The sequence below is a fragment of the Methylophilus luteus genome, assembly GCF_042676265.1.
GTDB lineage: Bacteria > Pseudomonadota > Gammaproteobacteria > Burkholderiales > Methylophilaceae > Methylophilus > Methylophilus luteus.
This window is the reverse complement of the sequence record NZ_JBHTKB010000002.1, coordinates 213,420-239,393: the sequence shown is the minus strand read 5'-3', so window position 1 is coordinate 239,393 and position 25,974 is coordinate 213,420. Positions and strand designations below refer to the sequence as shown.

23 protein-coding genes are annotated in these 25,974 nt (G+C 52.4%); 13 read left to right on the top strand and 10 right to left on the bottom strand.

Going from position 1 to position 25,974, the window contains the following annotated elements:
- The first annotated feature begins 166 nt into the window (after positions 1-166).
- From trxA to ACFQ1Z_RS10660, 4 genes are all read left to right on the top strand, one after another.
- A complete protein-coding gene (gene trxA, locus ACFQ1Z_RS10675; protein ID WP_019883507.1) occupies positions 167-493 on the top strand; it encodes a thioredoxin TrxA in 327 nt (108 codons plus the stop codon).
- A gap of 82 nt (positions 494-575) precedes the next feature.
- Positions 576-1,835: a transcription termination factor Rho gene (gene rho, locus ACFQ1Z_RS10670; RefSeq protein ID WP_379057534.1), complete on the top strand. Its 1,260-nt coding sequence runs from the start codon at positions 576-578 to the stop codon at positions 1,833-1,835.
- A 104-nt stretch (positions 1,836-1,939) separates the two neighbouring features.
- Positions 1,940-2,140 carry a 50S ribosomal protein L31 gene (gene rpmE, locus ACFQ1Z_RS10665; protein ID WP_379034476.1) on the top strand — a complete coding sequence of 67 codons (201 nt, stop codon included), beginning with the start codon at positions 1,940-1,942 and terminating at the stop codon, positions 2,138-2,140.
- A gap of 119 nt (positions 2,141-2,259) precedes the next feature.
- A complete protein-coding gene (locus ACFQ1Z_RS10660) occupies positions 2,260-3,927 on the top strand; it encodes an ArnT family glycosyltransferase (protein ID WP_379057533.1) in 1,668 nt (555 codons plus the stop codon).
- A gap of 23 nt (positions 3,928-3,950) precedes the next feature.
- On the opposite strand, the gene ACFQ1Z_RS10655 is transcribed toward ACFQ1Z_RS10660, so the two are convergent.
- From ACFQ1Z_RS10655 to ACFQ1Z_RS10635, 5 genes are read right to left on the bottom strand one after another with little or no spacing between them, the layout of a single operon-like run.
- The gene (locus tag ACFQ1Z_RS10655; RefSeq protein ID WP_379057532.1) at positions 3,951-4,169 is read right to left on the bottom strand and encodes a formate dehydrogenase subunit delta; all 219 of its coding nucleotides are present in this window, start codon (positions 4,167-4,169) and stop codon (positions 3,951-3,953) included.
- 41 nt (positions 4,170-4,210) lie between these two features.
- Positions 4,211-5,098 carry a formate dehydrogenase accessory sulfurtransferase FdhD gene (fdhD, locus tag ACFQ1Z_RS10650; RefSeq protein ID WP_379057531.1) on the bottom strand — a complete coding sequence of 296 codons (888 nt, stop codon included), beginning with the start codon at positions 5,096-5,098 and terminating at the stop codon, positions 4,211-4,213.
- A gap of 35 nt (positions 5,099-5,133) precedes the next feature.
- Complete coding sequence (gene fdhF / locus ACFQ1Z_RS10645; protein ID WP_379057529.1) at positions 5,134-8,055, bottom strand: formate dehydrogenase subunit alpha; 2,922 nt, start codon at positions 8,053-8,055, stop codon at positions 5,134-5,136.
- Between the two features lie 17 nt (positions 8,056-8,072).
- Positions 8,073-9,638 carry a formate dehydrogenase beta subunit gene (locus ACFQ1Z_RS10640; protein WP_379057528.1) on the bottom strand — a complete coding sequence of 522 codons (1,566 nt, stop codon included), beginning with the start codon at positions 9,636-9,638 and terminating at the stop codon, positions 8,073-8,075.
- Positions 9,631-10,098, bottom strand: coding sequence for a formate dehydrogenase subunit gamma (locus ACFQ1Z_RS10635; RefSeq protein ID WP_379058003.1), 468 nt, complete (start codon positions 10,096-10,098; stop codon positions 9,631-9,633). Before ACFQ1Z_RS10635 ends, ACFQ1Z_RS10640 begins: the two co-directional genes overlap by 8 nt.
- Before the next feature lie 133 nt (positions 10,099-10,231).
- Between ACFQ1Z_RS10635 and moaA the strand changes: the two genes are divergently transcribed.
- The 8 genes from moaA to lplT all read left to right on the top strand — a co-directional run bounded on the left by moaA (position 10,232) and on the right by lplT (position 18,756).
- Entirely contained in the window at positions 10,232-11,242 is a 1,011-nt protein-coding gene (gene moaA, locus ACFQ1Z_RS10630; RefSeq protein WP_379057527.1) for a GTP 3',8-cyclase MoaA, read from the top strand.
- A complete protein-coding gene (gene mobA / locus ACFQ1Z_RS10625) occupies positions 11,242-11,796 on the top strand; it encodes a molybdenum cofactor guanylyltransferase MobA (RefSeq protein WP_379057526.1) in 555 nt (184 codons plus the stop codon). Before moaA ends, mobA begins: the two co-directional genes overlap by 1 nt.
- A 128-nt stretch (positions 11,797-11,924) precedes the next feature.
- Positions 11,925-13,208 carry a molybdopterin molybdotransferase MoeA gene (moeA, locus tag ACFQ1Z_RS10620; RefSeq protein ID WP_379057525.1) on the top strand — a complete coding sequence of 428 codons (1,284 nt, stop codon included), beginning with the start codon at positions 11,925-11,927 and terminating at the stop codon, positions 13,206-13,208.
- A gap of 87 nt (positions 13,209-13,295) precedes the next feature.
- Entirely contained in the window at positions 13,296-14,084 is a 789-nt protein-coding gene (locus ACFQ1Z_RS10615) for an energy transducer TonB (RefSeq protein ID WP_379057524.1), read from the top strand.
- Positions 14,085-14,095: 11 nt separating this feature from the next.
- Positions 14,096-15,574: a sensor histidine kinase gene (locus ACFQ1Z_RS10610; RefSeq protein WP_379057523.1), complete on the top strand. Its 1,479-nt coding sequence runs from the start codon at positions 14,096-14,098 to the stop codon at positions 15,572-15,574.
- Positions 15,575-15,698: 124 nt separating this feature from the next.
- A complete protein-coding gene (locus ACFQ1Z_RS10605; RefSeq protein ID WP_379057522.1) occupies positions 15,699-16,160 on the top strand; it encodes a peroxiredoxin in 462 nt (153 codons plus the stop codon).
- 11 nt (positions 16,161-16,171) lie between these two features.
- Positions 16,172-17,566: a PhoH family protein gene (locus ACFQ1Z_RS10600; RefSeq protein ID WP_379057520.1), complete on the top strand. Its 1,395-nt coding sequence runs from the start codon at positions 16,172-16,174 to the stop codon at positions 17,564-17,566.
- A gap of 20 nt (positions 17,567-17,586) precedes the next feature.
- Positions 17,587-18,756, top strand: coding sequence for a lysophospholipid transporter LplT (gene lplT, locus ACFQ1Z_RS10595; protein WP_379057518.1), 1,170 nt, complete (start codon positions 17,587-17,589; stop codon positions 18,754-18,756).
- Positions 18,757-18,864: 108 nt separating this feature from the next.
- Here lplT and ACFQ1Z_RS10590 read toward each other — a convergent pair whose 3' ends face one another.
- From ACFQ1Z_RS10590 to ACFQ1Z_RS10570, 5 genes are all read right to left on the bottom strand, one after another.
- Positions 18,865-20,190 (bottom strand): NAD(P)/FAD-dependent oxidoreductase, encoded by a 1,326-nt coding sequence (locus ACFQ1Z_RS10590; RefSeq protein ID WP_379057517.1) that lies wholly within the window; start codon positions 20,188-20,190, stop codon positions 18,865-18,867.
- 69 nt (positions 20,191-20,259) lie between these two features.
- Positions 20,260-20,772, bottom strand: coding sequence for a c-type cytochrome (locus tag ACFQ1Z_RS10585; RefSeq protein WP_379057515.1), 513 nt, complete (start codon positions 20,770-20,772; stop codon positions 20,260-20,262).
- Positions 20,773-20,917: 145 nt separating this feature from the next.
- Positions 20,918-21,400, bottom strand: a complete 483-nt coding sequence (locus ACFQ1Z_RS10580) for a c-type cytochrome (protein ID WP_379057513.1) — start codon at positions 21,398-21,400, stop codon at positions 20,918-20,920.
- A gap of 220 nt (positions 21,401-21,620) precedes the next feature.
- Positions 21,621-22,499: a quinoprotein dehydrogenase-associated putative ABC transporter substrate-binding protein gene (locus ACFQ1Z_RS10575; RefSeq protein ID WP_379057512.1), complete on the bottom strand. Its 879-nt coding sequence runs from the start codon at positions 22,497-22,499 to the stop codon at positions 21,621-21,623.
- A 244-nt stretch (positions 22,500-22,743) separates the two neighbouring features.
- Positions 22,744-24,609, bottom strand: a complete 1,866-nt coding sequence (locus tag ACFQ1Z_RS10570) for a PQQ-dependent dehydrogenase, methanol/ethanol family (RefSeq protein ID WP_379057511.1) — start codon at positions 24,607-24,609, stop codon at positions 22,744-22,746.
- 322 nt (positions 24,610-24,931) lie between these two features.
- Between ACFQ1Z_RS10570 and pip the strand changes: the two genes are divergently transcribed.
- On the top strand, positions 24,932-25,963 hold the full coding sequence (gene pip / locus ACFQ1Z_RS10565; RefSeq protein WP_379057509.1) for a prolyl aminopeptidase: 1,032 nt from the start codon (positions 24,932-24,934) through the stop codon (positions 25,961-25,963).
- Positions 25,964-25,974: the final 11 nt, after the last annotated feature.

Below are 25,974 nucleotides of genomic sequence, written 5' to 3'. Positions count from 1 at the left end.
CTGGAAATGTGTTGCTATACTTATCGCAAACACATTTAGTAATTTCATATTTACAGCAAATTACTAACTCAAACAATTTAAGCCCAACAATTTTTAGCGCCACTAATCAGAATTTTTCTGTTTAATTCCACTCTATTTATTCTCCACCCATTCTTACGAGGCAATAATGAGCGACAACATTACCCATTTAAGCGATGCCAGCTTTGAACAGGAAGTCCTGCAATCTACGGTTCCCGTATTGGTTGATTACTGGGCAGAGTGGTGTGGCCCTTGTAAAATGATTGCGCCTATTCTGGATGATATCAGCAAAGAATACGCTGGCCGCCTCAAAGTTGCCAAACTGAATATCGATGATAATCAGAATACGCCGCCTAAATACGGCATCCGTGGTATTCCTACTTTAATGCTGTTCAAAAACGGCAATGTAGAAGCCACCAAAGTAGGCGCACTCTCCAAGTCCCAACTCAGCGCGTTTATCGATAGCAATATTTAAGACACCCTACCCGGTTTCAACAGCCTAGAAACCGGGTTTTTCTTTCCCACTCTCCGGCGTCTCTCAATCTAGCGAGTCACTCATGCACTTATCCGACCTCAAACACCTCCCTGTTACCGAACTGGTAGAAATGGCCACCAGTAACGAAATCGAAAATGCTAGCCGCATGCGCAAGCAGGACCTGATTTTTGCCATCCTGAAAAACAAAGCAAAAAAAGGCGACAGCATTTTTGGAGACGGGACGTTAGAAGTATTGCCTGACGGCTTTGGTTTTCTGCGTTCGCCAGATACTTCTTACTTGGCCGGGCCGGATGACATTTATGTCTCGCCTTCGCAGATCCGCCGCTTCAACCTGCATACCGGTGACAGCATACAGGGTGAGATCCGCACACCTAAAGATGGCGAGCGTTATTTTGCGCTGGTCAAAGTCGATAGCGTCAACGGCGAAGCGCCTGAGAACACCAAACACAAGATCCTGTTCGAGAACCTGACCCCATTGTTCCCGACCGTACCGCTGACACTGGAGCGCGAGATCCGCGGTGAAGAAAACATCACCAGCCGCATGATAGACATGATCGCGCCTATAGGCCGCGGCCAGCGCGCTTTGCTGGTTGCCAGCCCCAAGAGTGGTAAAACAGTAATGCTGCAGAATGTGGCGCACGCCATCACTGCCAACCATCCTGACTGTGTGTTGATCGTGCTGCTGATAGACGAACGCCCGGAAGAAGTGACAGAAATGACCCGCTCGGTGCGTGGCGAAGTCGTCGCCTCAACCTTTGATGAACCGGCGACCCGTCACGTGCAAGTGGCGGAAATGGTGCTGGAAAAAGCCAAGCGCCTGGTTGAGCACAAAAAAGATGTGGTCATTCTGCTTGACTCCATCACCCGTCTGGCCCGTGCTTACAACACGGTCATCCCATCTTCTGGCAAAGTATTGACCGGTGGTGTGGATGCCAACGCACTGCAAAAACCCAAGCGTTTCTTTGGTGCGGCGCGTAACGTAGAAGAAGGCGGCTCACTGACCATTATCGCGACTGCGCTGGTAGATACCGGCTCGCGTATGGATGATGTGATCTACGAAGAATTTAAAGGTACCGGCAACATGGAAATCCATCTGGATAGACGCATGGCCGAAAAACGTATCTACCCTGCCATCAACGTCAACAAATCCGGTACCCGCCGCGAAGAGCTGCTGCTGGACAAAGATGTGCCGCAAAAAATCTGGGTGTTGCGCAAATTGCTTTATCCTATGGACGACCTCGAGGCGATGGAGTTCTTGCTGGACAAAATCAAGGCCACTAAAACCAATAACGACTTTTTTGACAGCATGCGCAGAGGCTAAACCGCCAGCGCGTCAAAATTATTTCCCTGCATCTATTGCTTAATGCAATGAATTGGGTGATAATCGCGCGCTTACCGCAACTGCTTAAAGATTAGAGAGAAAGCATGAAAGCCGACATTCACCCAACATATCCTGAAATTAACGTCACCTGTAGCTGTGGCAATAAATTCAAAACCCGTTCTACCAGCAGCAAAGACTTGAACATCGAAGTATGTTCACAGTGCCACCCGTTCTACACTGGCAAACAGAAGATCGTGGATACCGCTGGTCGCGTTGAGAAATTCCGCCAGAAATACGGCATGTAATTGGGTGTCAGCACTATCAAAAAGGCAGCATGGCTGCCTTTTTTGTTTTCAACGCATGCTGGCTAGTCTTGATGTTTACGTTAAGATACAGCCTGAAATACCATAAAACGAGCTGACAGATGCAGTTTTTTATTGATCACGACTGGCAGGAAAACATGGCCACCCCGCGCGCCAAAGTGGGGGAACGCGCCAAAACACATCTGCTGATCCTGCTGTGTGCCATCTGGCTGTGTGTAGGCCTGATCGGTCACTCGCCGTGGAAGCCGTATGAGTCCCAATCTGCCAGCATCATCCAGAGCCTGATAGACCACCCTTTCCTTTCTGCCGGCAGCTGGACTGATGGCCACTGGGTCGCGCCGGTCTCTGCCGGCCATCCGACACTGGAAACACCGCCACTGTTCTACTGGGTAGCCACCGGGTTTGCACAAGCCCTGTCGCCGCTATTGCCTATACACGATGCCGCCAGACTCAGTGTCGGGGTGTGGATGCTGGTCACACTGCTGATGATGGGCCTGAGTGGCCGCGAATTGTGGAACCTGGGCGCCGGGCGCCAGACCAACTTTATTTTTATCGGCTGTCTGGGGCTGGTGGTCAGCGCGCATACCATCATGCCGGAAGTGGCCGCGCTCAGCGGCATCAGCATGGCGTTTTATGCGCTGACCCTGGTGCTGCGCAAACCAGCACGCGCCATGTGGCTGCTCGCCGGCGGATTACTGATCGCCTTTTTAGCGGCCGGCCTGCTACCAGCCACCATGATCATAGCCACCACCATAGCAGTGCTGTTTTTACCTGTGATCTGCCAGCATGCGGCCGCCAAACGTGCATTATTGTCAGGCCTGGCACTGGCTTTGCCGGGTATATTGATCTGGTGCTGGTTATGCCAGCAGTGGGCGCCAGCCTTATGGGCGAGCTGGTGGCCGACCCAGGTGAGCATACAGATACCTAGCAAGCACGTATATTTTATGCGCACGCTGGCCTGGTATGCCTGGCCGGCTTTACCGCTGGCCATGTGGGGCATCTGGCGCTTCAGGCATGCAGTGCTGCACACCTATCGCTTTCAGCTTTGCCTGATCTTCTTTGTGCTGGCGTTTATCCTGATCGGTTTTTTTAGTGACCGCAGTGAAGTGAATGCCCTGCCTCTGCTGATCCCGCTCACCGCACTGGCGGCAGGCAGCATAGAAACGCTGAAACGCGGCGCCGCTGGCGCATTGAACTGGTTCGGACTGATCTTATTCGGCCTGTTGATCGCCATCGCCTGGCTAGGCTGGTGGGCCATGCTCACCGGCAACCCGGTCAAACTTTACCAGCGCCTGGCTTATTTATCCGGCCTGCAAACCATACAACTCAGCGTGCTGTACGGCACCATCGCGGTGGCGGTGACCCTGATCTGGTTATCTGGCGTGATACGTTCCAAACACTCCAACCGCTCCAGCGCCACCAACTGGGCGATAGGCATGACCTGCGCCTGGACGGTATTCATGAGTTTATGGCTGCCTATGATAGAAGCGGCACGCACCTACCAGCCTATCTTTGCAGATTTGCGCCAGCACATGCCCGCTGAATATCGTTGCATCAGCAGCCATAATATCGGCTCTTCGCAAGCTGACCTGCTGCACTATCATGCCGGCATACGCCTGACAGCGGCATCTGGCAACTGTGACCTGTTACTGATAGAGGACCAGCCTGGCAAACGCCATGCGTCACCGGGCGGAGAATGGTCGCTGATCTGGGAAGGTGAACAAAGCCGCCAAAGCAGGGAGTCTTACCGCCTGCTACAACGGCGCTAGTTTACGGGCGCGACTGCAAGAATTCAGGCCTGCATATGCTGCTGAATAGCAGCGAGTACTTTAGGGTGTAAACCCGCGCCTTGCTGCTGTTGCACATGCGCCACCAGTGATTTGATCATCACCGAGTTCCAGAACTTTTTAAGATGCCCGGCGATCTCCAGCTTGGCATCTTCAGCGTCGGGGTTGCCCTCAAAAAAGTCACCGATCTGGTTGGCCATTTTGATTAATTTATCTACTTCCATCTCGTGCTCTTTTCAACTCAACAATTGATTAGCGCCAGCTGTCAGCCTAATGCCGCCAATGCGCCGTGGTAGACCACACACTGGCCAGGCCTGGCGAAACCGACCAGTAAAAAATCGTATTCCTGAGCCAGGCTGACGGCCAGCGCGGTCGGGGCTGAAATAGCCACCAGCGCCCGGCCACCGGTCATGGTCACTTTCTGCACCATTTCGTAACTGGCGCGGCTGGTGGTCAATACCCAGTGCTGGCGCCATAGTTTGGTGAAATCAAGTTCGCCTGAATCGCCGGATTGCCGCAGCAATGACCCTATCAGCTTATCCAGTGCATTGTGCCTGCCTACATCCTCACGCACCTGTAATACCTGCCCCTGGTGATTCACAATGGCACAGGCATGGGTGGCACCAGTGAGCTGCTGTAGCGGTTGCAGTGTTTTCAGTTGTGCCATGGCGGCATCGATGACCTGCAATGACAAGGCGGGCACAGGTATGTTGGCTTGCGCCGGCATTTTAAATACCTGTTCCAGGCTTTCCGCGCCGCATAAACCGCAGCCGGTACGCCCGGTCAGATTGCGCCGTTGCTCCTTGAGCGCTGCAAACTGCGCGCTGGCGAGCTCTATATGCAACTCAATGCCACGCAACTGGCCGTTGCCTTGCTGGTGGATAGCTTTGGCGTCTATGCCGTAAATCTGCGACCGTTCGCTGATAATGCCTTCGGTGTATGAAAAACCGTAGGCAAAATCTTCGAGGTCGGCCGGGGTCGCCAGCATGACCACATGCGAAATGCCGTTATAGACCAATGCGACCGGCACTTCCTGCGCCAGCGTATCGACGACCACAGCTGACGATTCACCGTCACGCCAGCGCGTCACTGCAAATTCACGGCCGGTTTGCTCGGCGGCCAGCGGCTGCCAGTCACTGTCTGCATCAGTCATGGCACAGTCCTGCAATTCAGCTGCCACAGGGCCCATCAGGAAACGACCGTCTGCGGGTCCATGCCGGACAACTCGATCTGCGTATCGCTGAAATTGCGGTAGTCTTTCTGCCATTCGGACAACTGATTTACCTTGCTGACCTGCACCGCCGTCACTTTATATTCCGGGCAATTGGTGGCCCAGTCAGAGTTGTCGGTAGTGATCACATTAGCACCAGATTCGGGATGGTGGAAAGTGGTATAGACCACACCAGGCTGCACCCGCTCGGTGATCTTGGCCCGTAACACGGTTTGGCCAGCACGGCTGCTCACGCCTACCCAGTCACCTTCCAGGATACCTCTATCTTCAGCATCATGCGGGTGGATCTCAATCTTGTCTTCAGGGTGCCAGACTACATTCTCGGTACGGCGTGTCTGCGCCCCTACGTTGTATTGCGACAGGATACGGCCAGTCGTCAGGATCAGCGGGAATTTGCCATTGACCTTTTCGGTGGTCGGCACATATTGCGTGACAAAGAATTTGCCTTTACCGCGCACGAACTCGTCCACATGCATGGTGGGGGTGCCTGCAGGTGCCTCATCATTACATGGCCACTGTATGCTGCCCAGTTCGTCCAGTTTTTTGAAACTGACGCCTTTAAAAGTAGGTGTCAGAGCGGCGATCTCATCCATGATATCGCTGGCATGCGCGTAGCGCATGGGGTAACCCAGGGCCTCGGAGAACCTGGCGGTGATCTCCCAGTCTTCCAGGCCGGCTTCGTGTTTGCCATCCTCCCTGAGGCCATTTTTTGGCGACATGACTTTGCGCACCGGTGAAATACGGCGCTCGGCATTGGTAAAAGTACCGTTTTTCTCCAGGAAAGAAGCGCCGGGGAAAAACACATGGGCAAACTTGGCAGTCTCGTTGAGGAACAAGTCCTGCACGATCACACACTCCATGCTTTCCAGCGCATGCGTGACATGCTGGGTATCCGGGTCGGATTGCGCAATATCCTCGCCTACGCAATACACCGCTTTAAAACTGCCTTCTGCTGCCAGGTCCAGCATGTTCGGGATACGCAAGCCAGGGTCTGCGCTCAAGGTCACGCCCCAGGCGGCTTCAAACAATGCGCGCGTGTCATCATCAGACACATGGCGGTAGCCGGGGAACTCATGCGGCATGGAACCCATATCGCAAGAGCCCTGTACGTTATTCTGCCCACGCAGCGGGTTGACGCCTACGCCTTCGCGGCCGATATTGCCGGTCGCCATCGCCAGGTTGGCAATACCCATCACGGTGGTTGAGCCCTGGCTATGTTCAGTCACGCCCAGGCCATAATAAATCGCGGCATTGCCGCCAGTCGCAAACAGGCGTGCCGCTTCGCGTACTTTTTGCGGTTCCAGCCCCAGATCTTTGGCCAGCGCCTCAGGTGAGTTTTCCGCTTTGGCTACAAAATCACGCCAGGCGACGAAAGAATCCCATTCGCAACGTTCTTTAACGAAATCTTCTTTGACCAGGCCTTCAGTCACCACCACATGCGCCAAGGCACTGATCAGCGCCACATTGGTACCTGGGCGTAAATTGAGGTGATAGTCGGCGCGGATATGCGGTGAGTTTTCCACCAGGTCTATCGCACGCGGGTCGGCAACTATGAGTTTGGCGCCTTCACGCAGGCGGCGTTTCATCAAGGAACCGAATACCGGGTGACCATCGGTGGGGTTGGCACCCATGACAAAGATGACGTCGGATTTCATCACCGAATCAAAGGTCTGCGTACCGGCAGACTCGCCCAGTGTCTGTTTCAGGCCATAGCCGGTCGGGCTGTGGCAGACGCGTGCGCAGGTATCTACGTTATTGCTGCCGAATACGGCGCGTATCAGCTTCTGCGTCACATACACTTCTTCGTTGGTACAGCGGCTGGAGGTGATACCACCGACCGCATCTTTACCATATTTGGCCTGAATACGCTGGATTTCACTGGCGGCGTAGTTGATGGCTTCGTCCCAGCCTACTTTTTGCCATGGGTCATGTATGCTCTTGCGTATCATGGGCGTGGTGATGCGGTCAGCATGCGTTGCATAACCCCAGGCGAAACGACCTTTGACGCAGCTATGGCCATGGTTGGCACCACCGGCTTTAGTCGGCGTCATACGCACCACTTCTTCGCCTTTCATTTCGGCGTCAAAGCTGCAACCCACCCCACAATAGGCACAAGTGGTGGTCACGCTATGCTCTGGTGTACCGGCGGCGATCACGGTTTTTTCCATCAGAGTGGCAGTGGGGCAAGCTTGTACACAGGCACCACAGGACACACATTCGGATTCAAGGAAATTCTGGTTACCGGCAGATACTTTGCTGTCAAAGCCACGGCCCTGTATGGTCAGGGCAAAGGTGCCCTGGGTTTCTTCACAGGCGCGCACACAGCGTGAACAGACGATGCATTTTGAGGCATCAAACGTAAAATAAGGGTTGGATTCATCTTTGGCCTGGCCCAGATGGTTCTCACCTTCATAACCATAGCGGACTTCGCGCAAGCCTACTGCCCCCGCCATGTCCTGCAACTCACAGTCACCGTTGGCGGCACAAGTCAGGCAATCCAGCGGATGGTCGGAAATATACAGTTCCATCACGCCACGGCGCACATCGGCCAGTTTGGGCGTTTGCGTCTTGACCTTGATGCCGGCAGCCACCGGTGTGGTGCACGAGGCCGGATAGCCGCGCCGGCCTTCGATTTCAACCAGGCACAGGCGGCAAGAGCCAAACGCTTCCAGCGAGTCGGTTGCGCACAGTTTAGGCACGGTCACGCCACCCAGCTGCGCGGCATGCATGATAGAGGTGCCTTCCGGCACTGTCACATCCACACCGTCTATGTTCAGCGTCACCATCACATCACTGTCAGACCTGGGCGTGCCATAGTCTTTGTCGGCATCGTATTTCAGGGCCGCTGGCCGGGTAGGGGTATATTTGATGTCATCCATAATGTCACCTCCGCTGCCTAGGCAGCCGCTTCTTTATTACTCAGACCAAAATCTTCAGGGAAATGATTGAGGGCGCTCAGCACCGGGTAAGGTGTCATGCCCCCCAAAGCACATAAAGAACCATTTAACATGGTGTCAGACAGATCACGCAGCAACTGTACATTTTGCGGGTGGTTCTTGCCCGCGACTATCTTGTCCATCACTTCTACGCCACGCGTAGAGCCTATGCGGCAAGGGGTGCATTTACCGCAGCTTTCCACGGCACAGAACTCAAACGCATAGCGGGCCATTTTGGCCATATCGGCGCTATCATCAAATGCGACTATGCCGCCGTGGCCCAGCACCGCCCAGATCTTGCCAAATTCTTCATAATCCAGCGGCGTATCAAACTGCTCTTGCGGCAGATAGGCACCCAAAGGCCCCCCCACCTGCACCGCACGTATAGGCCGGCCGCTGGCTGAACCACCACCATAGTCGTAGAGCAACTCACGCAGCGTGGCACCAAAAGCCAGCTCAACCAGCCCGGTTTGTTTCAGGTTACCCGCCAGTTGTATAGGCAGGGTGCCGCGTGAACGGCCCATGCCGTAATCGGCATAAAATTGTGCGCCCTTATGTAGAATGATAGGCACAGTGGCCAGTGAGATCACATTATTGACGACGGTAGGCTTGCCAAACAGGCCTTCTATGGCCGGCAATGGCGGTTTGAAGCGCACCAGGCCGCGCTTGCCTTCCAGGCTTTCCAGCAGCGAGGTTTCTTCACCACAGACATACGCCCCGGCCGCACGGCGGACCTCAAGATGAAAAGCCTTGCCCGAGCCGAGGATGTTTTCACCGAGGTAACCGGCCACGGTCGCCCTGCGTATGGCTTCATTCAAGGTGTTAAGCGCATGTGGGTATTCACTGCGCAAGTAGATATAGCCCTGGGTGGCACCGACTGCGATGCCGGCGATGGTCATGCCTTCGATCAGGACAAAAGGGTCGTCCTCCATGATCATGCGGTCAGAATAGGTGCCGGAATCGCCTTCATCGGCATTGCACACCACATATTTCTGCTCCGCAGGCGCGTTGAGTACGGTGTTCCATTTGATGCCGGTGGGGAAAGCCGCACCGCCACGACCGCGCAGGCCGGAATCAGTCACCGCCTTGACGATATCGGCACCGCTCAGCGCCAGTGCATTTTTTAATCCCAGGTAGCCGTCATGCGCCAGATAATCATCCAGCGACAGCGGATCGGTGATGCCGACACGGGCGAAGGTCAGGCGCTGCTGTTTTTTCAGCCAGGCCAGTTCTTCGGTCAGGCCCAGATATAAAGGATGCGCTTGAGCGGATTCGGACTGGGCATTGATAAAATCGGCATCGAACAGGCTGGCGACATCTTTGGGCTGTACCGGGCCGAACGCGACACGGCCTTGTGGCAGTTCGACCTCGACCAGCGGCTCTAGCCAGAACAGGCCGCGCGAACCATTGCGCACCAGCTGGATATCAATGCCGCGCGCCTGCGCTTCACTGGCGACCGCCTTGGCTGTGCGCGCTGCACCCAGCGAGAGTGCGGTCGAGTCTATAGGCACATAGATCTTAACCATGGCACACCTCGTCTATCAATTCGGAAACTTTTTCGCTGCTCATGCGGCCATGCACTTCGTCATCCAGCATCACTGCCGGTGAACAGCCACAGTTGCCCAGGCAATACACCGGTAACAATGTGAGCTGGCCGTCTTGTGTGGTCTGGTGGTAATCCACACCCAGTCTGGATTTGAGTTCGGCCTCGAGCTTTTCAGAGCCCATGGCCTGGCAAGATTCAGCGCGGCAGATCTGCAGTATATGTTTGCCTACCGGATGGGTGCGGAAGTGATGATAAAAGCTGACCACCCCGTGCACTTCGGCGACTGACAGGGCCAGTGCACTGGAGATGTCAGGATAAATGGCTTCTGGCACATAGCCGATATCATCCTGGATCGCATGTAAAAGCGGCAACAACCCGCCCGCTACAAGACGATGTGCTTGAATATGCGCTTGAATGCGCGTTTGCTGCTCATGGCTCAGTATCTGGTTCAAACCAACCTCGCATTTACAATTCAGTTACATTCTATCACCATCGAATAATAACCTCTATTTATGCCTTGTTAAAGCAGGAAAAGGGCATAATATATTGATTACTTTAAGATTCATGAGTTTCATGACCCCTGTGAATAATATTCCTAGCCAGTTGATCGACCAGTTTGGCCGTCGTGTGGACTATATCCGCCTGTCGATCACAGACCGGTGCGATTTCCGCTGCCAGTACTGCATGGCCGAAGAAATGACCTTTCTGCCGCGTGACGAGGTACTGTCGCTGGAAGAATGCGCACGCCTGGTTAAATTATTTGTGCGCATGGGGGTGAGCAAAGTGCGTATCACCGGCGGCGAGCCGCTGGTGCGCAAAAATGCCATGTGGTTATTTGAAGAGATAGGCCATCTGCCCGGGCTGCAAGAATGCCTGCTCACCACCAATGGCAGCCAGCTAGACCGTTTCAGCCTGGCGCTGAAAACTGCCGGGGTCAACCGTATCAATATCTCGCTGGACAGTCTGGATGAGCAACGTTTCCGCACCATCACCCGCGTAGGCGAGCTGGCTAAAGTGCTGTCCGGTGTGGAGCATGCCGTACAGGCCGGCTTTGATAATATCAAACTCAACACTGTGCTGATGCGCGGCATCAATGACGATGAAGCATTCGATCTGGTCAACTTTGCCATCAACAAACAGATAGACATCAGTTTTATTGAAGAAATGCCTTTGGGTGAGGTCAACCATGACCGCGAAAACAGTTGCTTGAGCAATAACGAAACGCTGGCGCAACTCAAAAGTAAGTTCTCACTCACCCCCAGCACTCACAAGACTGGCGGCCCGGCGCGCTACTGGCAGGTCAATGGCCACAAAACGCGCATAGGGTTTATTTCGCCGCATAGCCATAACTTTTGTGAAAGCTGCAACCGCGTGCGCATCACCTGCAAAGGCGAATTGTTTTTATGCCTGGGCCAGGAACACAAAGTAGACCTGCTGCCTATCCTGCGTAGCCACCCGTATGATGATGGTCCGCTGGTAGCAGCCATATTGCATGGCATGCGTATCAAACCCAAAGGGCACGATTTTGATTTACAACGTGCCGCGCCAGCGGTGATCCGCTTTATGTCACATACAGGTGGTTGATGCAGATCACCGCAGTCATACTTGCCGGTGGCCGCGGCATGCGCATGGGTGGTATCGATAAAGGCCTGGTCGATTACCAGGGCAAAGCGATGGTCGCGCAGGTGCTGCAACGCATACGGCCACAGGTAGACCAGGTCATCATTAATGCCAATCGCAATCTGGCCACATACCAGCAATATGGTGTCACTGTGGTGGCAGATGCCACTGACCAGTTTGATGGCCCGCTGGCAGGGTTCCAGGCTGGCGCAGCACATGCCGCCACCGACTGGATACTCACCGTGCCGTGCGACTCGCCGCTGTTACCGCTGGATCTGGTCGCACGCCTGTCGCAGGCTGTGCAGGTAACAAATACTCTGGTGGCAGTCGCCCGTAGCGTCAGTGGCGAGCATCCGGTTTTTTGCCTGTTTCATCACTCATTAAAGGCTGACCTCACTGCATTCCTCAGCGAGGGTCAACGTCGGGTCAGTGGCTGGCAAGCCAGGCACTCGCCAGTGTTTGTGACGTTTGAAGATGAGCAAGCATTCACTAACATCAATCATGCGCAGCAATGCTAACCTCCGGTGAATACCAGCCAGGCTAGCAAGTGCAGCCGCAACTGTTTTTAGCATGACGGCTGCCAGTCATTGGTGACAGTCACTTTAGTATGTAAAAATAATGTTTTCGCGATGGGTGAATATTTGTCATGCAACCACAATCTCCTGAATTTCCTGATTTAGACCTTGCTGCCCTGGCAGCGAATGCTTCCTGCCTGGATGACTACGACCCTAACGCCATGTCGGTGACACAGGCGCGTCATTATATTGAGCAGTTTTTAAGCCCGGTCAGCGAGACCGCAACAGTCGCCATCAAAGACAGCCTGGGGCGGGTACTGGCGGTGCCGGTGACATCAAGCCTGAATGTGCCTGGCCATGATAATTCGGCGATGGATGGCTTTGCCTTCCGCCATGCCGAAGCCGGCAATGCGCTCAGGATCATAGGCACCGCTTTTGCAGGCGTGCCTTACACCGCGGAGATCCCGCCCGGCTGCTGCATCAAAATCATGACCGGCGCCGTCATACCAGCCAGCGTGGATACCGTGATCATGCAGGAGCATACCGCTACCCAGGGCGAGTGGGTCACCCTGAGCAAACTACCGGCTTTGGGGGCCAATATCCGCCTGACCGGTGAAGATATTGCAGCCGGCCAAACGGTGCTGGCGCGTGGCCATAAAGTGCAACCGGCGGATATGGGCCTGCTGGCGTCACTGGGCATCGCAGAAATCGAGGTTTACCGTAAACTGAAAGTAGCCTTTTTCAGCACCGGTGATGAGCTGGTCAGCGTAGGCCAGCCTTTGCAGCAAGGGCAGATCTATGACAGCAACCGCTATAGTTTATGGGGCGTGCTGCAAGCCGCCGGGGTAGAAATGCATGACCTGGGCAATGTGGCCGACGACCCTGCAGCACTGGAAAAAACCCTGCTGCAAGCCGCCGCTGAGCATGACGTAGTGATCACCACCGGCGGTGTCTCGGTGGGTGAGGCAGATTTTATGAAACAATTGCTAGCCGAACACGGCCAGGTGTTGTTCTGGAAAATCAATATGAAGCCTGGCCGTCCGCTGGCTTACGGCAAGATAGGCAATGCCCATTATTTTGGCCTGCCTGGCAACCCGGTCTCTGCCATGGTGACTTTCTACCAGTTTGTACAGGATGCACTCAAACACCTGGCGGGCAGCGCCAGTCTGGTCAGGCCTACGTTTAAGGTTGAATGCGTGGATGCCATAAAAAAGGCTACCGGCCGTACCGAATTCCAGCGCGGCATATTGTTTAAACAAGGCGCAGACTGGAAAGTAAAAACCACCGGCCAGCAAGGCTCGGGCATTTTAAGCAGCATGAGTCTGGCCAATTGCTTTATCGTGCTGGATGAGAAAACCGGCGCGCTGCCAGCAGGCGCGCTGGTGGATGTACAACCTTTTCACGGCGCGTGCTAGGTGAACATACCTTACACACTGGCAAAAAAAGCAGAAAATAGCTTATAGTGTCAGGTCGTGATGGGGGCTTAAGGTTAGGATTTGGGCGTGCAGGCCGTACTAAAAGAATCAAAACAATTCAAACATGCATTGGAGTGGTGCCTGATAGGTTCGCTATTGATACATGCGTTGATTATGTTATTCATGCCCAAACCCACCTATGAAAAACCGCCTGTCACCAAGCAGGAGATCCAGATCGAGCTGGTGAAAGAAACGCCGCCTGCCCCTATTTTACCTGCTGCAGAACCTGAACCTACCCCACCCCCACCTGAACCACCCAAACCACAACCGGTGAAACCACCGCCTAAACCGGTGCAACCCAAGCCGGTTGAACAAAAACCAGTGCCGCAAAAAACATCACCGGTGGTAGAGCCGCCTTCAGAGCCTACACACGCGGTGGCAGAAGCGCCCGCGCCGGCAGTGATCACGGCAAAACCCAGCGTGAGCGAGAGTAAACCTGAGCTAGTCGTACCTGCACCGCCCCCACCGGCGCCACCAGCAGAACCACCCAAAGCCAGCGGGCCCAGTGAGGGCGATATAGAAGCGGCACGTAATGCCTTCAGGAATGCAGCGCACCGCGAATTGAAGAAGAACCAGCGCTACCCCAGGATCGCACAGGACAGGGGCATAGAGGGCGAGGTGAAATTAAAGATCAATATTGATGACCGCGGCGAGATCACCGGTATAGAGATCGTAGAGTCCAGCGGTAACAAAGCGATTGATGATGCGGCCCTGTCGGCAGCGCAGAAATCGCAGCTAAAGCCGCACTTTAATGAGATTTTGCGCGGTAGAATCAACAATATCGTCGTCACGGTCAGCTTCAAGTTGAGCAGCTGAGCTTAGTGCATATGGCATTTTTCAAAGGCAGATTCAAAAAAGCTTTTACTCAGCGTGCCTATGGCAAGTCGCTCAAACATCTGTTGCTGTTTCATGACCTGTATTTCATCACCCTGATCATACTGGCGGTAGCCAGCGGCGGTTACGGCATTTACCTGTGGGATAAAGCCTCCAAGCAATCACAGCGTATCAATATGGTGATACAGGAGATCTACCTGGTCAGGGGTGACCTTTACCGCCAGGTAAAAGAGTTGTTTGATGCTTTCTTCCTGCAGGAAGAAAATGCGCTCAATGAATACAATCACTACACCGCCTCTATCCTGGAGCATTTGCAGCGCTTGCAAAGCATCGCCATCGATGAAGAAGAGCGCACCGCACTCAGCGAGATAGAAAGCAAGTACCGCAAGCTGGTGAATGAAGCACCTACCCTGTTTTACCGCTACCAGAACAACCCCAACAAGCAGGCGCAGAAATCGATCTACCAGGATATAGAGACCGGCATCTTCACCCATTACGAAGAGGTCTCCAAGCGCGCCGAACACCTGCTGATGATCAAGCAGAGCGAGATCAAGAACCGCCTGGATGACGCGCGCAGCAGTTCCATCGCCGTGCTGTCGCTGCCACTGTTGCTGGCCTGCGTGCTGATCCTTTACTCACGCCGCATCCTTAAACGCTCTATCGTCAAACCTATCAATGACATCATGATCGCTACCAATGCCATCAGTACCGGCAACCTGAGCCATCAAGTCCCCGAAGCGGGTGCCGAAGAACTGGCGGTATTATCCAAAGAGATCAATAAAATGGCCGAAGACCTGGCCCTGAGCCGGGACGCATTGGTAAAAAGCGAGAAGCAGGCGGCCCTGGGCCTGCTGGTGCCCATGCTGGCGCACAACATCCGCAACCCGCTCGCCAGCATACGCGCCACCGCCCAGGTGATAGATGCGCCGGATAAAGATACCCAGGAGTCGGTGCATGGCATCATACACACGGTGGATAGACTGGAAAGATGGACGGGCAGCCTGCTCTCCTATCTGCACCCTATCAAACCCATGCTCAACCAGTTGCTGCTTTCTTCTATCGTGCAGGGCGCCATCCTGACCCTGCAGCCCAAGCTGCGCGAGAAAAACATCCGGGTGATAGAAGACAGTTCTGCCATCAAGGACCTGATACTGACCGATGAGCATCTGCTGGAACAAATGCTGTACAACCTGCTGCTCAACGCCTCGGAAGCCTCGGCCAAAGGCACAGATATCCATATCCGCTGCTCGCTGCAGGAAAACATGCTGACGCTGGTGATCGTCGACCAGGGGCCGGGCATGCCTTTCAAGCCAGACCCGCACGCCATCACCCCTGGCCCCACCACCAAGCGCTTCGGTACCGGCCTGGGCATCCCGTTTGCGTTCAAAGTCTGCGAAGAGCTGGGCGGCTCCATGCAGTTTGAAAGCCGCACCGGCATAGGCACACGCATCACTATTTCGTTGCCGCAATAAGCCTTTTTGCCGCCTGCAGGCGTTTATAGCCGACTTGCGCACCGGCCTGGAAAATTTTCTTTTTTCTGCTTGCTTAATTTTGGTTTTTTATCAACAATGTGGTTAAGCATCTGCCACGAATATTATGTCGAATTCACCAGCTCCCGCATTATCCCTGCCAGCAACCTCCGGCCTGCAATTCAAAGTCAGTGACTATTTGGGAAAATTCCTTGTTTTGTATTTTTACCCCAAGGATGCCACGCCTGGCTGTACCACCCAGGGCGTTCAGTTTCGCGACCTGCATGACGAATTCACTGCCGCCAATGCCGTGATCTTTGGTATTTCGCGCGACAGCCTCAAATCGCATGAGAACTTCAAGGCCAAATACACTTTCCCGTTCGAGCTGATCTCGGACGCGGATGAGATCGCCTGCCAGGCGCTGAATGTGATTAAAATGAAAAACATGTACGGTAAACAGGTACGTGGTATAGAGCGTAGTACGTTTTTGATAGACCCGACAGGCACCATTGTCCGCGAGTGGCGTGGTGTCAAGGTCGATGGCCATGCCGCTGAAGTGCTGGCCAGCATCCAATCTTTCCACTCATAAAGTGATCTCCTATGGCACGTGCTGCGCAAACTAAGTTGTTCGTTCTGGATACCAATGTACTGATGCACGACCCTTCATCGTTGTTCAGGTTTGAAGAGCATGATGTGTATCTGCCTATGGTGACGCTGGAAGAGTTAGACAATGGCAAAAAAGGACTGACTGAAGTTGCCCGCAATGCGCGCCAGGCCAGCCGCTTCCTTGAAGAAATCATGGGTGGCGTAGACACCAGCAATCTGGAGGCTGGCTGTCAACTGTCCATCAAGGGCAATCGCCACCTGTCAGGAAAACTGTTTTTCCAAACCGAACATGTGCCTACCGACCTGCCAGGTTTAGCGGGCAGCAAAGCAGATAATCAGATCATCAGTGTTGTACTGGCGCTCAAAAAACAATCCCCGGACCGTAATGTCATTCTGGTCAGCAAGGATATCAACATCCGTATCAAGGCGCGCGCGATGGGCGTGCCTTCTGAAGACTATTTTAATGACAAGGTGCTGGAAGACAGCGAGTTGCTTTACACCGGCTTGCGCGAGCTACCGGAAGACTTCTGGGAGGCACACAGCAAAGACATGCACTCCTGGCAGGAAGCAGGCCGCATGTTTTACAAGATCAACGGCCCTATCGTCAAATCGCTGCTGATCAATGAATTTGTATTTTACGAATACAACAAGCCATTTCACGCCATCGTGCGCAAACTTGAAGACAACTCAGCCGTGCTTGAAGTAGTGCACGACCACGCCAACCCCAAACACAATGTCTGGGGGATCACCGCGCGTAACCGCGAACAGAACTTCGCCCTCAACCTGCTGATGGACCCGGAGATAGACTTCGTCACCCTGTTGGGCCAGGCGGGTACCGGCAAGACCTTGCTGACCCTGGCTGCCGCGTTGACGCAAACGCTGGATAAAAAGCGTTATTCCGAGATCATCATGACCCGTGTCACCGTGCCGGTGGGTGAAGATATAGGCTTTTTGCCAGGCACTGAAGAAGAGAAAATGGCACCATGGATGGGCGCGCTGGAAGATAACCTGGATGTACTGAACAAGACGGATGAGGATGTAGGTGAATGGGGCCGTGCGGCGACACAGGACCTGATACGCACCCGGATCAAGATCAAGTCACTGAATTTTATGCGTGGCCGTACTTTCCTCAACAAATTCCTCATCATTGATGAGGCGCAGAACCTGACGCCCAAACAAATGAAGACGCTGATCACGCGTGCCGGCCCGGGGACCAAGGTGGTCTGCCTGGGTAATATCGCGCAGATTGATACGCCATACCTGACTGAAGGCAGCTCAGGCCTCACTTATGTGGTGGACCGTTTCAAGAACTGGCAGCATAACGGCCATATCACCCTGATCCGCGGCGAGCGTTCGCGCCTGGCGGACTTTGCGGCAGAGGTGTTGTAGACGCAGGTCTGCCCCATGTTATGGTCAAAGGCTTTTATACACTACTGATTGCCCAGTTCTTATCGGCAATCGCCGATAATGCCCTGCTGTTTGCGGCGATCGCCCTGCTCTCTCAACTCAACGCGCCAACCTGGCACGAACCGTTGTTGCGCGAGTTCTTCGTCATCTCTTACATCGTGCTGGCGCCATTTGTAGGCCCGTTTGCCGATGCCCTGCCCAAAGGCCGGGTCATGTTTTTGAGCAACGGCCTCAAGTTTGTCGGCTGTTTGCTGGCGCTGGCTGGCGTGCCGCCTTTATATGCCTATGCGGTGGTCGGGATAGGCGCTGCTGCTTATTCGCCGGCCAAATACGGCATACTTACCGAAATGCTGCCTTCACACCTGCTGATCAAGGCCAATGCCTGGATGGAAGGCACCACCGTGACTGCCATCATACTCGGGCCGGTGCTGGGTTCTACTATCGCGGCTGCGACCAGCCCTTATGTAGGTATTGCATTCATCACTGTGCTTTACCTGCTGGCTGCAGCGTTCAATTACTTTATTCCCAAAGTGCCTATAGACCACAAGGTGGAGCAAAAAACGCTGCGCTTCTTGCTGAAAGACTTCTGGCATGCGTTTGTGACCTTGTGGAAAGATCCGCAGGGCCAGGTGTCACTGGCGGTCACCACCCTGTTCTGGGGTGCAGGTGCCACTTTGCAGTTCGTGGTATTAAAGTGGGCAGATATCAAACTGGGTTTTTCGCAGCAGGAAGCGACTTACCTGATCGCCATTCTGGCGGTCGGCATTGCTGCAGGCTCAGTGGTGGCTTCGCGTTATGTGCAGCTAGAGAATGCGGTCAAAGTCCTGCCGGCCGGCATTTATATGGGCATACTGGTGATCAGCATGGTACTGATCAGCAACCCTATCGTCGCGGCAGTCTTGCTGTTTATCATAGGGGTACTGTCAGGCTATTTCCTGGTGCCGCTCAACTCGCTGCTACAACACAGGGGTCACCATCTGCTCGGTGCCGGGCACTCTATCGCGGTGCAGAATTTTAACGAGAATATAGGCATACTGTTATTGCTTGGTGCTTATACCTGGATGGTGGGTGCGCAGTTCGAGATCAACACCATAGTGGCGATCTTTGGCGTATTTATTATTTTCAGCATGTCTCTGATCACCTTTGTCTACCGCAAACATATACAGAACTAAGTGATTGCATCAGCAAATAAACCTGCTTGCATAAAATAAAAGGGCGCTTGCAGCGCCCTTTTATTTCGTGTCGCTTTTGCCAGCAGGCTAAAAGCGAGACTGCAACGATCAGTGCAGTTTCACATGCGGTTCGGTGCGCCTGGAGATCAGGCGGCCTATGCTATGAACGATCACGGCCAGCACGCCATGCAAGGCCATCAAGTGCATTTTATACAGGCTGCGGTACATCACCCTGGCAAACAGGCCCTGAATGTACATGCTGCCGCCAGCGACTGCGCCCATCAGGCTGCCAACCGTGGAATATTTGCCCAGGTTGACCAGCGAGCCATAATCGCGGTAATGGAACTCCGGCAACGTGTCTTTACCGGCAACGCGTGCTTTCACTGTTTTCACCAGCAATGAAGCTTCCTGGTGCGCAGCCTGTGCACGTGGTGGCACCGTGGTATCGTGTCCCAGCCATGGGCAGGCAGCACAATCACCGAAAGCGAAAATATGCTCATCGCGCGTGGTTTGCAGATGCTGGTTCACCACCAGCTGATTGATGCGGTTGGTTTCCAGGCCATCAATATCCTTGAGGAAATCTGGCGCCTTGATACCGGCCGCCCATACCACCAGCTCGGCAGGAATAAAGCGGCCACTGTGAGTAGTGATGCCTTTTGCGGAAACCTCAGTCACGCGCTCACCGGTAAACACATTGACGCGCAGTTTACGCAGTTCTACATCCACCGCATAAGAAAGCTTGGTCGGTAATGCAGGCAGAATGCGGTCACTGGCTTCTATCAGCGAGATCTTCACATCGCGGTCAGCGTCTATCTTGTCCAGCCCATAGGCGGCCAATTCACGTGTGGTATTGTGCAGCTCGGCTGCCAGCTCGACACCGGTAGCGCCGGCACCGACGATGGCGACTTCCAGCTGGCCCGGTTTCAATGGCTCAGCCTGAGTCTGCGCGCGCAACAATGCGTTATGCAGGTAGCGGTGGAATCTTTGCGCCTGGGAATGCGTATCCAGCGCCAATGAATATTCGCGTGCACCTTTGATTCCAAAGTCGTTGGTAGTACTGCCTACGGCAATGATCAGGGTGTCGTATTTAAAGGTACGTCGTGCAATGACCTCGTTGCCGTCTTCGTCCAGAAACGGTGCCAGGATGACCTCGCGTGTGGCCCGGTTCAAGCCATCCATGCGGCCGAGGCGGAATTTGAAATGATGCCAGTGTGCCTGTGCCAGGTAATCCAGCTCATGCCTGTCCGGGTCCATACTACCGGCAGCGATTTCATGTAATAACGGTTTCCATACATGTGTCCTGGTGCTATCGATCAGCGTAATGCGAGCCTTGTTCTTTTTGCCGAGAGAATCTCCCAGCTTGGTCGCCAATTCCAGGCCACCTGCGCCACCACCTACGATGATGACATGGTGTAAATTATTTTCATCCGTCACACTTATATCCTTCAATAAAAAAGCGCGCCTGCCGTACAGCCAAGCGCGCACAACACCTACATTATACCGCTATTCGTTGCCTGTGATTTTTGCATGGCTACGAATAAAGGCAATCACTTTCAATACATCATCCGGTTTCAAACCATCATCCGGCGCCATCAGGCCAAAACCTTTGGCACCCATGCCACCGTTAGTGCCGTGCCAGATAGTTTCAAACATACCTTTGTTGGTCGCATTCTTGGCATAACGGAAGTTTTCACCGATCAGGCCAGGTCCAACCGCACCTTCACCGTGCCCGCCATGGCATGCCACGCAAGAAAACAGGTTGAATTTCTTTTTGCCTTCCTTGATCGCGTCTTCCTTACCGATGTAAGGGTTCTTGCCTGTGCTTAAAAACTCTTTCGCCGCCGGCGTATCAAACATTTTAGCGTCGATTTCCAAAGGCTGCCCATCCTGGGTCGCCTCAAACTTGATCGCCTTAATATCCGCAGATGATTCAGCCGCAGACCCTGCTGACTGACCACTATTACCACATGCCGCCAGCAGCGCTGCCAGAACTGACGTTAACAACAAACTTCTCATGATTGCCCCCATACCTTTGCGTTAGAATTTTCCTTGAAATCAAACAGTTTTTTATTGTTTTTATTATGCATAAAACTGACTGAATCATTGTGCCATAAAAACAAAAAACGGTCACCAAGGTGACCGTTTTAAGTTGGTATTATTGTTATTCGTTACCGGTTGCTTTTACAACACTGTTACTACGGATGAAAGCGATCACTTGCAACACTTCATCTGGTTTCAAGCCATCATCTGGAGCCATCAGGCCATAGCCTTTAGCGCCCATACCACCGTTAGTACCGTGCCAGATGGTTTCAAACATGCCTTTATTGGTCGCATCTTTAGCGTAACGGAAGTTAGCACCTATCAAGCCTGGACCAACCGCGCCTTCGCCTTTACCACCGTGACAGGCTACACATGAATACAGGTTAAATTTCTTTTTACCTGCTTTGATTGCAGCTTCGTTACCGATATATGGGTTTTTACCTGTCGCTAAGAATTCTTTAGCTGCATCGGTATCAAACATGGCTTTATCAATAGTGATGGTAGATCCGTCTTGAGTAGCCGAAAAAGTTACATCAGCCATTGCGCCTGTAGTAAATGCCAACAGGGAAACCATCACCGCTGATTTAATTTTATTGCCTAACATGTTGTCTCCTAATCCTAAACAAAATGAGCGGCGTTAATTGAAAAACTAATTATTAACGCATGCTCATTTAACGAATCGTTTCAGAAACGGTTGACGAATATTTCCGAATAATCTTCAGAATCTTTCACGTGGCCATTTCAAAACAAGTGCTCGATTTTACTGAGTTTTTTTCACTATGTCATTAATCAAGGCCTGTTTATAAAAATTTTTCACATCAGTGTTATTTTTTATACACACTATCGCCTTCGACTACCGGTACGGTAGGGATACCATAGTCTTTCAGGATCGCATCGATCTTGTCTTTATTGCGCTCCAGCGCTTCGTTGATCATTTTGATGCGGTCTTTATCTTTCATCCTGACAGCAACCGAGATATTCCAGTACTCTTTACCCTTGAGATTGACTTTGTTGTACTCAGGGATCATGCGTAATTCGAGTGGCACTTTAGATTGCTTGGCGAAATAGCCGGCGATCGGCGCCCACATGATCGCTACGTCTATCTTGCCGGCAACCAGGTCATCGATCATAAAGCTGGTAGGCAGGTTCAGATCACGCTGCATACGGTAAGGACGTGCATTGGTCATCAGGTTGTGATCATTCAAAGGAATGGTCGCCGGACTTTGACCGACGATACCTATGATGCCTTTTTTCAGGTCAGGTGAATCCCAGTTGGTGATGTCGTAGTTGCTGTCTTTACGCCAGACGAACACATGGCCAGAACGGTAATAGGGTTTGGATGTACGTAGACCGTCGAAATCCGAGGTCATGCCGATAATGACATCACATCGCATGGCATTGATCGTGTTACGCAAAAAGCCCTGGCGGTTATAGGCATACTGGAAAGTCAGTTTCTTGCCGAGATCATCTGCCAATACTTTGGCGATCTTGTCTTCAAAACCTTCCAGCTTGATATTGGAGTAAGGCATGTTGTCAGGGTCAGAACAGACCTTGAATTCTGATTCATCTGCTACGCGACGTACTTCGCCGATACGGCCTTCATCCGGATTAATGGATGGAATTTCTATTTCCTCTGCCAGCACCGTTGTTTGTGCTGCCCATATCAACCCGATCGCACCCAGTAACTTCCATGTCATTTTCATCTTGATTTCATCCTTATTGTGATTTTACCTGTCGTGTTTGGAGTGTTTTTAAAAGCTAAAAGTTCTGCCAACACCCGACAAGAGCCATCATCTTATCTTGAATAAGTTTCTATTTGTTGCCAAAACCTATTTTAATTTTTAATGCATTTACTAATCATGAATTTCATGAAAAAAAACACCCTGCCGAAGCAGGGTGTTAGAGGAGTCAACGTATTTCTTAAGTTAACTTGAAATAAATTTCAAATTACAGTGAGAATACATTCAGTGCACCGCCGCCAGGAGCAGCGTTGTACTTGGTCAACTCTTTGTAACCACCAGCAGCACCCAGTGCATCTGTGTCGTTAGTCATACCCAGGTTCATCGCAACGCCAGCCCAACCACCGATACCGGAGAAGACACCAACGTATTGTTTACCTTTGTTACCGTATGTGAATGCGTTACCGATAACACCGGAACCCACTTGGAATTTCCACAGCTCTTTACCGTTTTGTGCATCAACAGCTTTGAACCAACGATCCAAAGTACCGTAGAACACAACGTTAGTAGAAGTAGTCAAAGCACCACCCCAAGCAGAGAATTTCTCTTTGTTGTACCAAACTTTTTTGTTAGTCATTGGATCATAAGCGCCGAAGCCACCCATTACGCCGTCAGGACCAGCAAACATAGTCAATGTAGCACCAACCCATGGTTGACCAGCAACGTATTTAGACTCAACTGGCTCGTATGTCATACACACGTGGTTCAATGGTGTGTATACCAAACCTGTTTTTGGAGAGTAAGCAGCAGGCTGTTGGTCTTTAGTACCCAAAGCAGCTGGGCAAACACCCTTAGCGTTGTAGTCTTGGTGAGTAGAAGCTGAAGCCAATTTGTCTGGCACACCAGTTTTCAGGTCAACGTTGTTAGCCCAGTTAACGAATGGGTGCACTTTTTCAGCAGCAACCAATGTACCGTTACCAGCTTGCCATGTGTACAGGAAACCGTTACGGTCATGGTGCCAAGCGTATGTTTTGCCACCTTTGTCGAACAGGATCACTTCGTTAATACCATCGTAGTCCCACTCATCGTGTGGAGTCATTTGCATGCCCCATTTAGCCACGCCTGTGTCCAAATCACGAGCGAAAATAGTCATAGACCATTTGTTGTCGCCTGGACGTACATCTGGGTTCCAAACGGATGGGTTACCAGTACCGTAGTAAACCAGGTTTGTTTTTGCATCATATGGCCACCAGCCCCATACGGAACCGCCACCATGTTGCCAGCCATCTTTAACAGCTTGTGGTTTCAACCAGGTACGTGTACCCAATTCTTTTTCACCTGTTTTCAGTTGGTCGTTAGGGATCTTTTTGAAAGAACCACCTTCTTTGTTACCGCCGTTTACGTCTTGGTAAACTGACAGAGCACTGTATTGTGGGTTTTCTTTGTTGAAGTCAGCACCGATCAAAGATTCGCTGTCTGGACCAGCTGAGTAAGCTTTCCATGCCAAAGAACCATCTTTCAGGTTGTATGCAGCGATAAAGCAACGTACGCCGAATTCAGCACCTGAACAACCGGTCAATACTTTGTCTTTGATTACGTGTGGAGCGTTAGTGTTAGTAGCACCGACTTTAGGATCAGTGTTTTTAACATCCCATACTTTAGCACCGGTTTTTGCATCAAGAGCGATCAGAGTACCGTCGTTCTGTTGCAGGAAGATTTTACCGTCGCCGTAGCCCAGACCACGAGATACGTTGTCACAGCACAGAACTGCTTGAACGCTTGGGTCTTGCTTAGGGAAATAGGACCAAACGATTTTCTGGTTATCGTTCAGATCCAGAGCGTATACGTTGTTTGGGAAAGCAGTGTGCAGATACATCATGTTGCCCACTACAACTGGAGAACCTTCGTGACCACGGTTTACACCGGTAGCGAATGTCCATGCAGCTTTCAGGTTCTTAACGTTGCCTTTGTTAACTTGTGACAGCGCGCTGTAACCTTGGTTATTATGTTGACCGCGTGGGTGAGCCCAGTTGTTCGCATCTTTCAATGCAGCTTCTTGGTCTGCTGCAGCAAATGCCACTAAAGGCAACGCTGCTACAAGGCCCAAAGCCAGTTTGATTTTATTAACTTGCATATTGATCTCCAAAGTTGATACTAAGGGTTTAATATTAAGTACACATTCAACTTGTATCCACTAGGATTGGAGTACTAAATTGTTCGCATACTTTACACAATACCGGCTAGGGAAAATTTCCCGACTAACTGTAGAAATTCACACTTTGCCGCATATGAGGATTGCAATATAGAACAATTTGTTTTCAATTGCAACACTTTAGTTACAAATTGGTTACACTTTTTTCAGCTTTGTTTCTGTTATTTTTTTTTATCAAAATCTGCTTGAAAAAATATCCTAAAAATCAGATAGTTAATCTACCAACCTAGAAAAAATACGCTTTATGAATGATTTGAATCTTTACCCGGAATGCACGCCATACCAGCATGAACTGTTAAAAGTCAGCGCCACGCATGCGGTCTATGTTGAACAATGTGGCAATCCGCATGGCGTGCCGGTGATTTTTTTACATGGCGGACCCGGCAGTGGCTGCAACCCTGCACAGCGCCGCTTTTTTGACCCGGCGTATTACCGCATCATATTGTTTGATCAACGCGGCTGTGGCCGTAGCCAGCCAGCCGGCGAAACGCAGGACAACACCACGCAGACACTGGTTGCAGACATAGAAGCGATACGCCAGCACCTGAATATCAAGCAGTGGCATGTGTTCGGCGGCTCATGGGGCAGCACGCTGGCGCTGGCTTATGCCACCCGGCACCCCGCTGACATTATCAGCCTGACCTTAAGAGGTATCTTTTTAAGCCGGCCACAGGAGATCAGGTGGTTTTTGGGCGAGGTGGCCTTATTTTTTCCCGAAGCCTGGCATAGACTGATTGACGGCGTGCCCCTAGACCAGCGGGAAAATATCCTGGATTACTACGCTAAGCTGGTCTTTGCTGCCGATACTGCCATTAGTATCCCGGCTGCCATACGCTGGAATGCTTTTGAATCCAGCATCATGAGCCTGTTGCCCAAACCAGATGTTACACAGTCATCCAGCCAGGTTCAGACAAACGCGGCAGCAGCTGACGCAACACCCGCCACAGCAACAGCGGCAAAAGACAACGCGGTAGACGGCCCCACTGAACTGGCCCGCGCGCGCGTGCAGATCCACTATATACAGCACTTATGTTTTATCGATGGCGAACAATTGCTGCAGCTGGCAGCAACTACATTGCGCCAGATCCCGACCACCATAGTGCAAGGCCGCTATGATATGGTGTGCCCGCCGCAAACGGCCTGGCAACTCGCCCAGGCCATGCCGCATGCCAGCCTGGTGATGGTAGCGGACGCCGGCCATTCGGCGATGGAGCAAGGCACTTGCCAGGCATTACTGGCGGCGACAGAGCGTTACAAAGCGCTGGTGACCTTGTAACTGTGCGGGCC

Coding starts and splice junctions, on each gene's coding strand:
- lplT (WP_379057518.1), top strand. CDS start 17,587: ATGGTCAAAGGCTTTTATACACTACTGATTGCCCAGTTCTTATCGGCA.
- fdhF (WP_379057529.1), bottom strand. CDS start 8,055: ATGGATGACATCAAATATACCCCTACCCGGCCAGCGGCCCTGAAATAC.
- pip (WP_379057509.1), top strand. CDS start 24,932: ATGAATGATTTGAATCTTTACCCGGAATGCACGCCATACCAGCATGAA.
- moaA (WP_379057527.1), top strand. CDS start 10,232: ATGACCCCTGTGAATAATATTCCTAGCCAGTTGATCGACCAGTTTGGC.
- ACFQ1Z_RS10570 (WP_379057511.1), bottom strand. CDS start 24,609: ATGCAAGTTAATAAAATCAAACTGGCTTTGGGCCTTGTAGCAGCGTTG.
- ACFQ1Z_RS10575 (WP_379057512.1), bottom strand. CDS start 22,499: ATGAAAATGACATGGAAGTTACTGGGTGCGATCGGGTTGATATGGGCA.
- rho (WP_379057534.1), top strand. CDS start 576: ATGCACTTATCCGACCTCAAACACCTCCCTGTTACCGAACTGGTAGAA.
- trxA (WP_019883507.1), top strand. CDS start 167: ATGAGCGACAACATTACCCATTTAAGCGATGCCAGCTTTGAACAGGAA.
- ACFQ1Z_RS10660 (WP_379057533.1), top strand. CDS start 2,260: ATGCAGTTTTTTATTGATCACGACTGGCAGGAAAACATGGCCACCCCG.
- fdhD (WP_379057531.1), bottom strand. CDS start 5,098: ATGACTGATGCAGACAGTGACTGGCAGCCGCTGGCCGCCGAGCAAACC.
- rpmE (WP_379034476.1), top strand. CDS start 1,940: ATGAAAGCCGACATTCACCCAACATATCCTGAAATTAACGTCACCTGT.
- moeA (WP_379057525.1), top strand. CDS start 11,925: ATGCAACCACAATCTCCTGAATTTCCTGATTTAGACCTTGCTGCCCTG.
- ACFQ1Z_RS10585 (WP_379057515.1), bottom strand. CDS start 20,772: ATGAGAAGTTTGTTGTTAACGTCAGTTCTGGCAGCGCTGCTGGCGGCA.
- mobA (WP_379057526.1), top strand. CDS start 11,242: ATGCAGATCACCGCAGTCATACTTGCCGGTGGCCGCGGCATGCGCATG.
- ACFQ1Z_RS10610 (WP_379057523.1), top strand. CDS start 14,096: ATGGCATTTTTCAAAGGCAGATTCAAAAAAGCTTTTACTCAGCGTGCC.
- ACFQ1Z_RS10655 (WP_379057532.1), bottom strand. CDS start 4,169: ATGGAAGTAGATAAATTAATCAAAATGGCCAACCAGATCGGTGACTTT.
- ACFQ1Z_RS10580 (WP_379057513.1), bottom strand. CDS start 21,400: ATGTTAGGCAATAAAATTAAATCAGCGGTGATGGTTTCCCTGTTGGCA.
- ACFQ1Z_RS10605 (WP_379057522.1), top strand. CDS start 15,699: ATGTCGAATTCACCAGCTCCCGCATTATCCCTGCCAGCAACCTCCGGC.
- ACFQ1Z_RS10600 (WP_379057520.1), top strand. CDS start 16,172: ATGGCACGTGCTGCGCAAACTAAGTTGTTCGTTCTGGATACCAATGTA.
- ACFQ1Z_RS10640 (WP_379057528.1), bottom strand. CDS start 9,638: ATGGTTAAGATCTATGTGCCTATAGACTCGACCGCACTCTCGCTGGGT.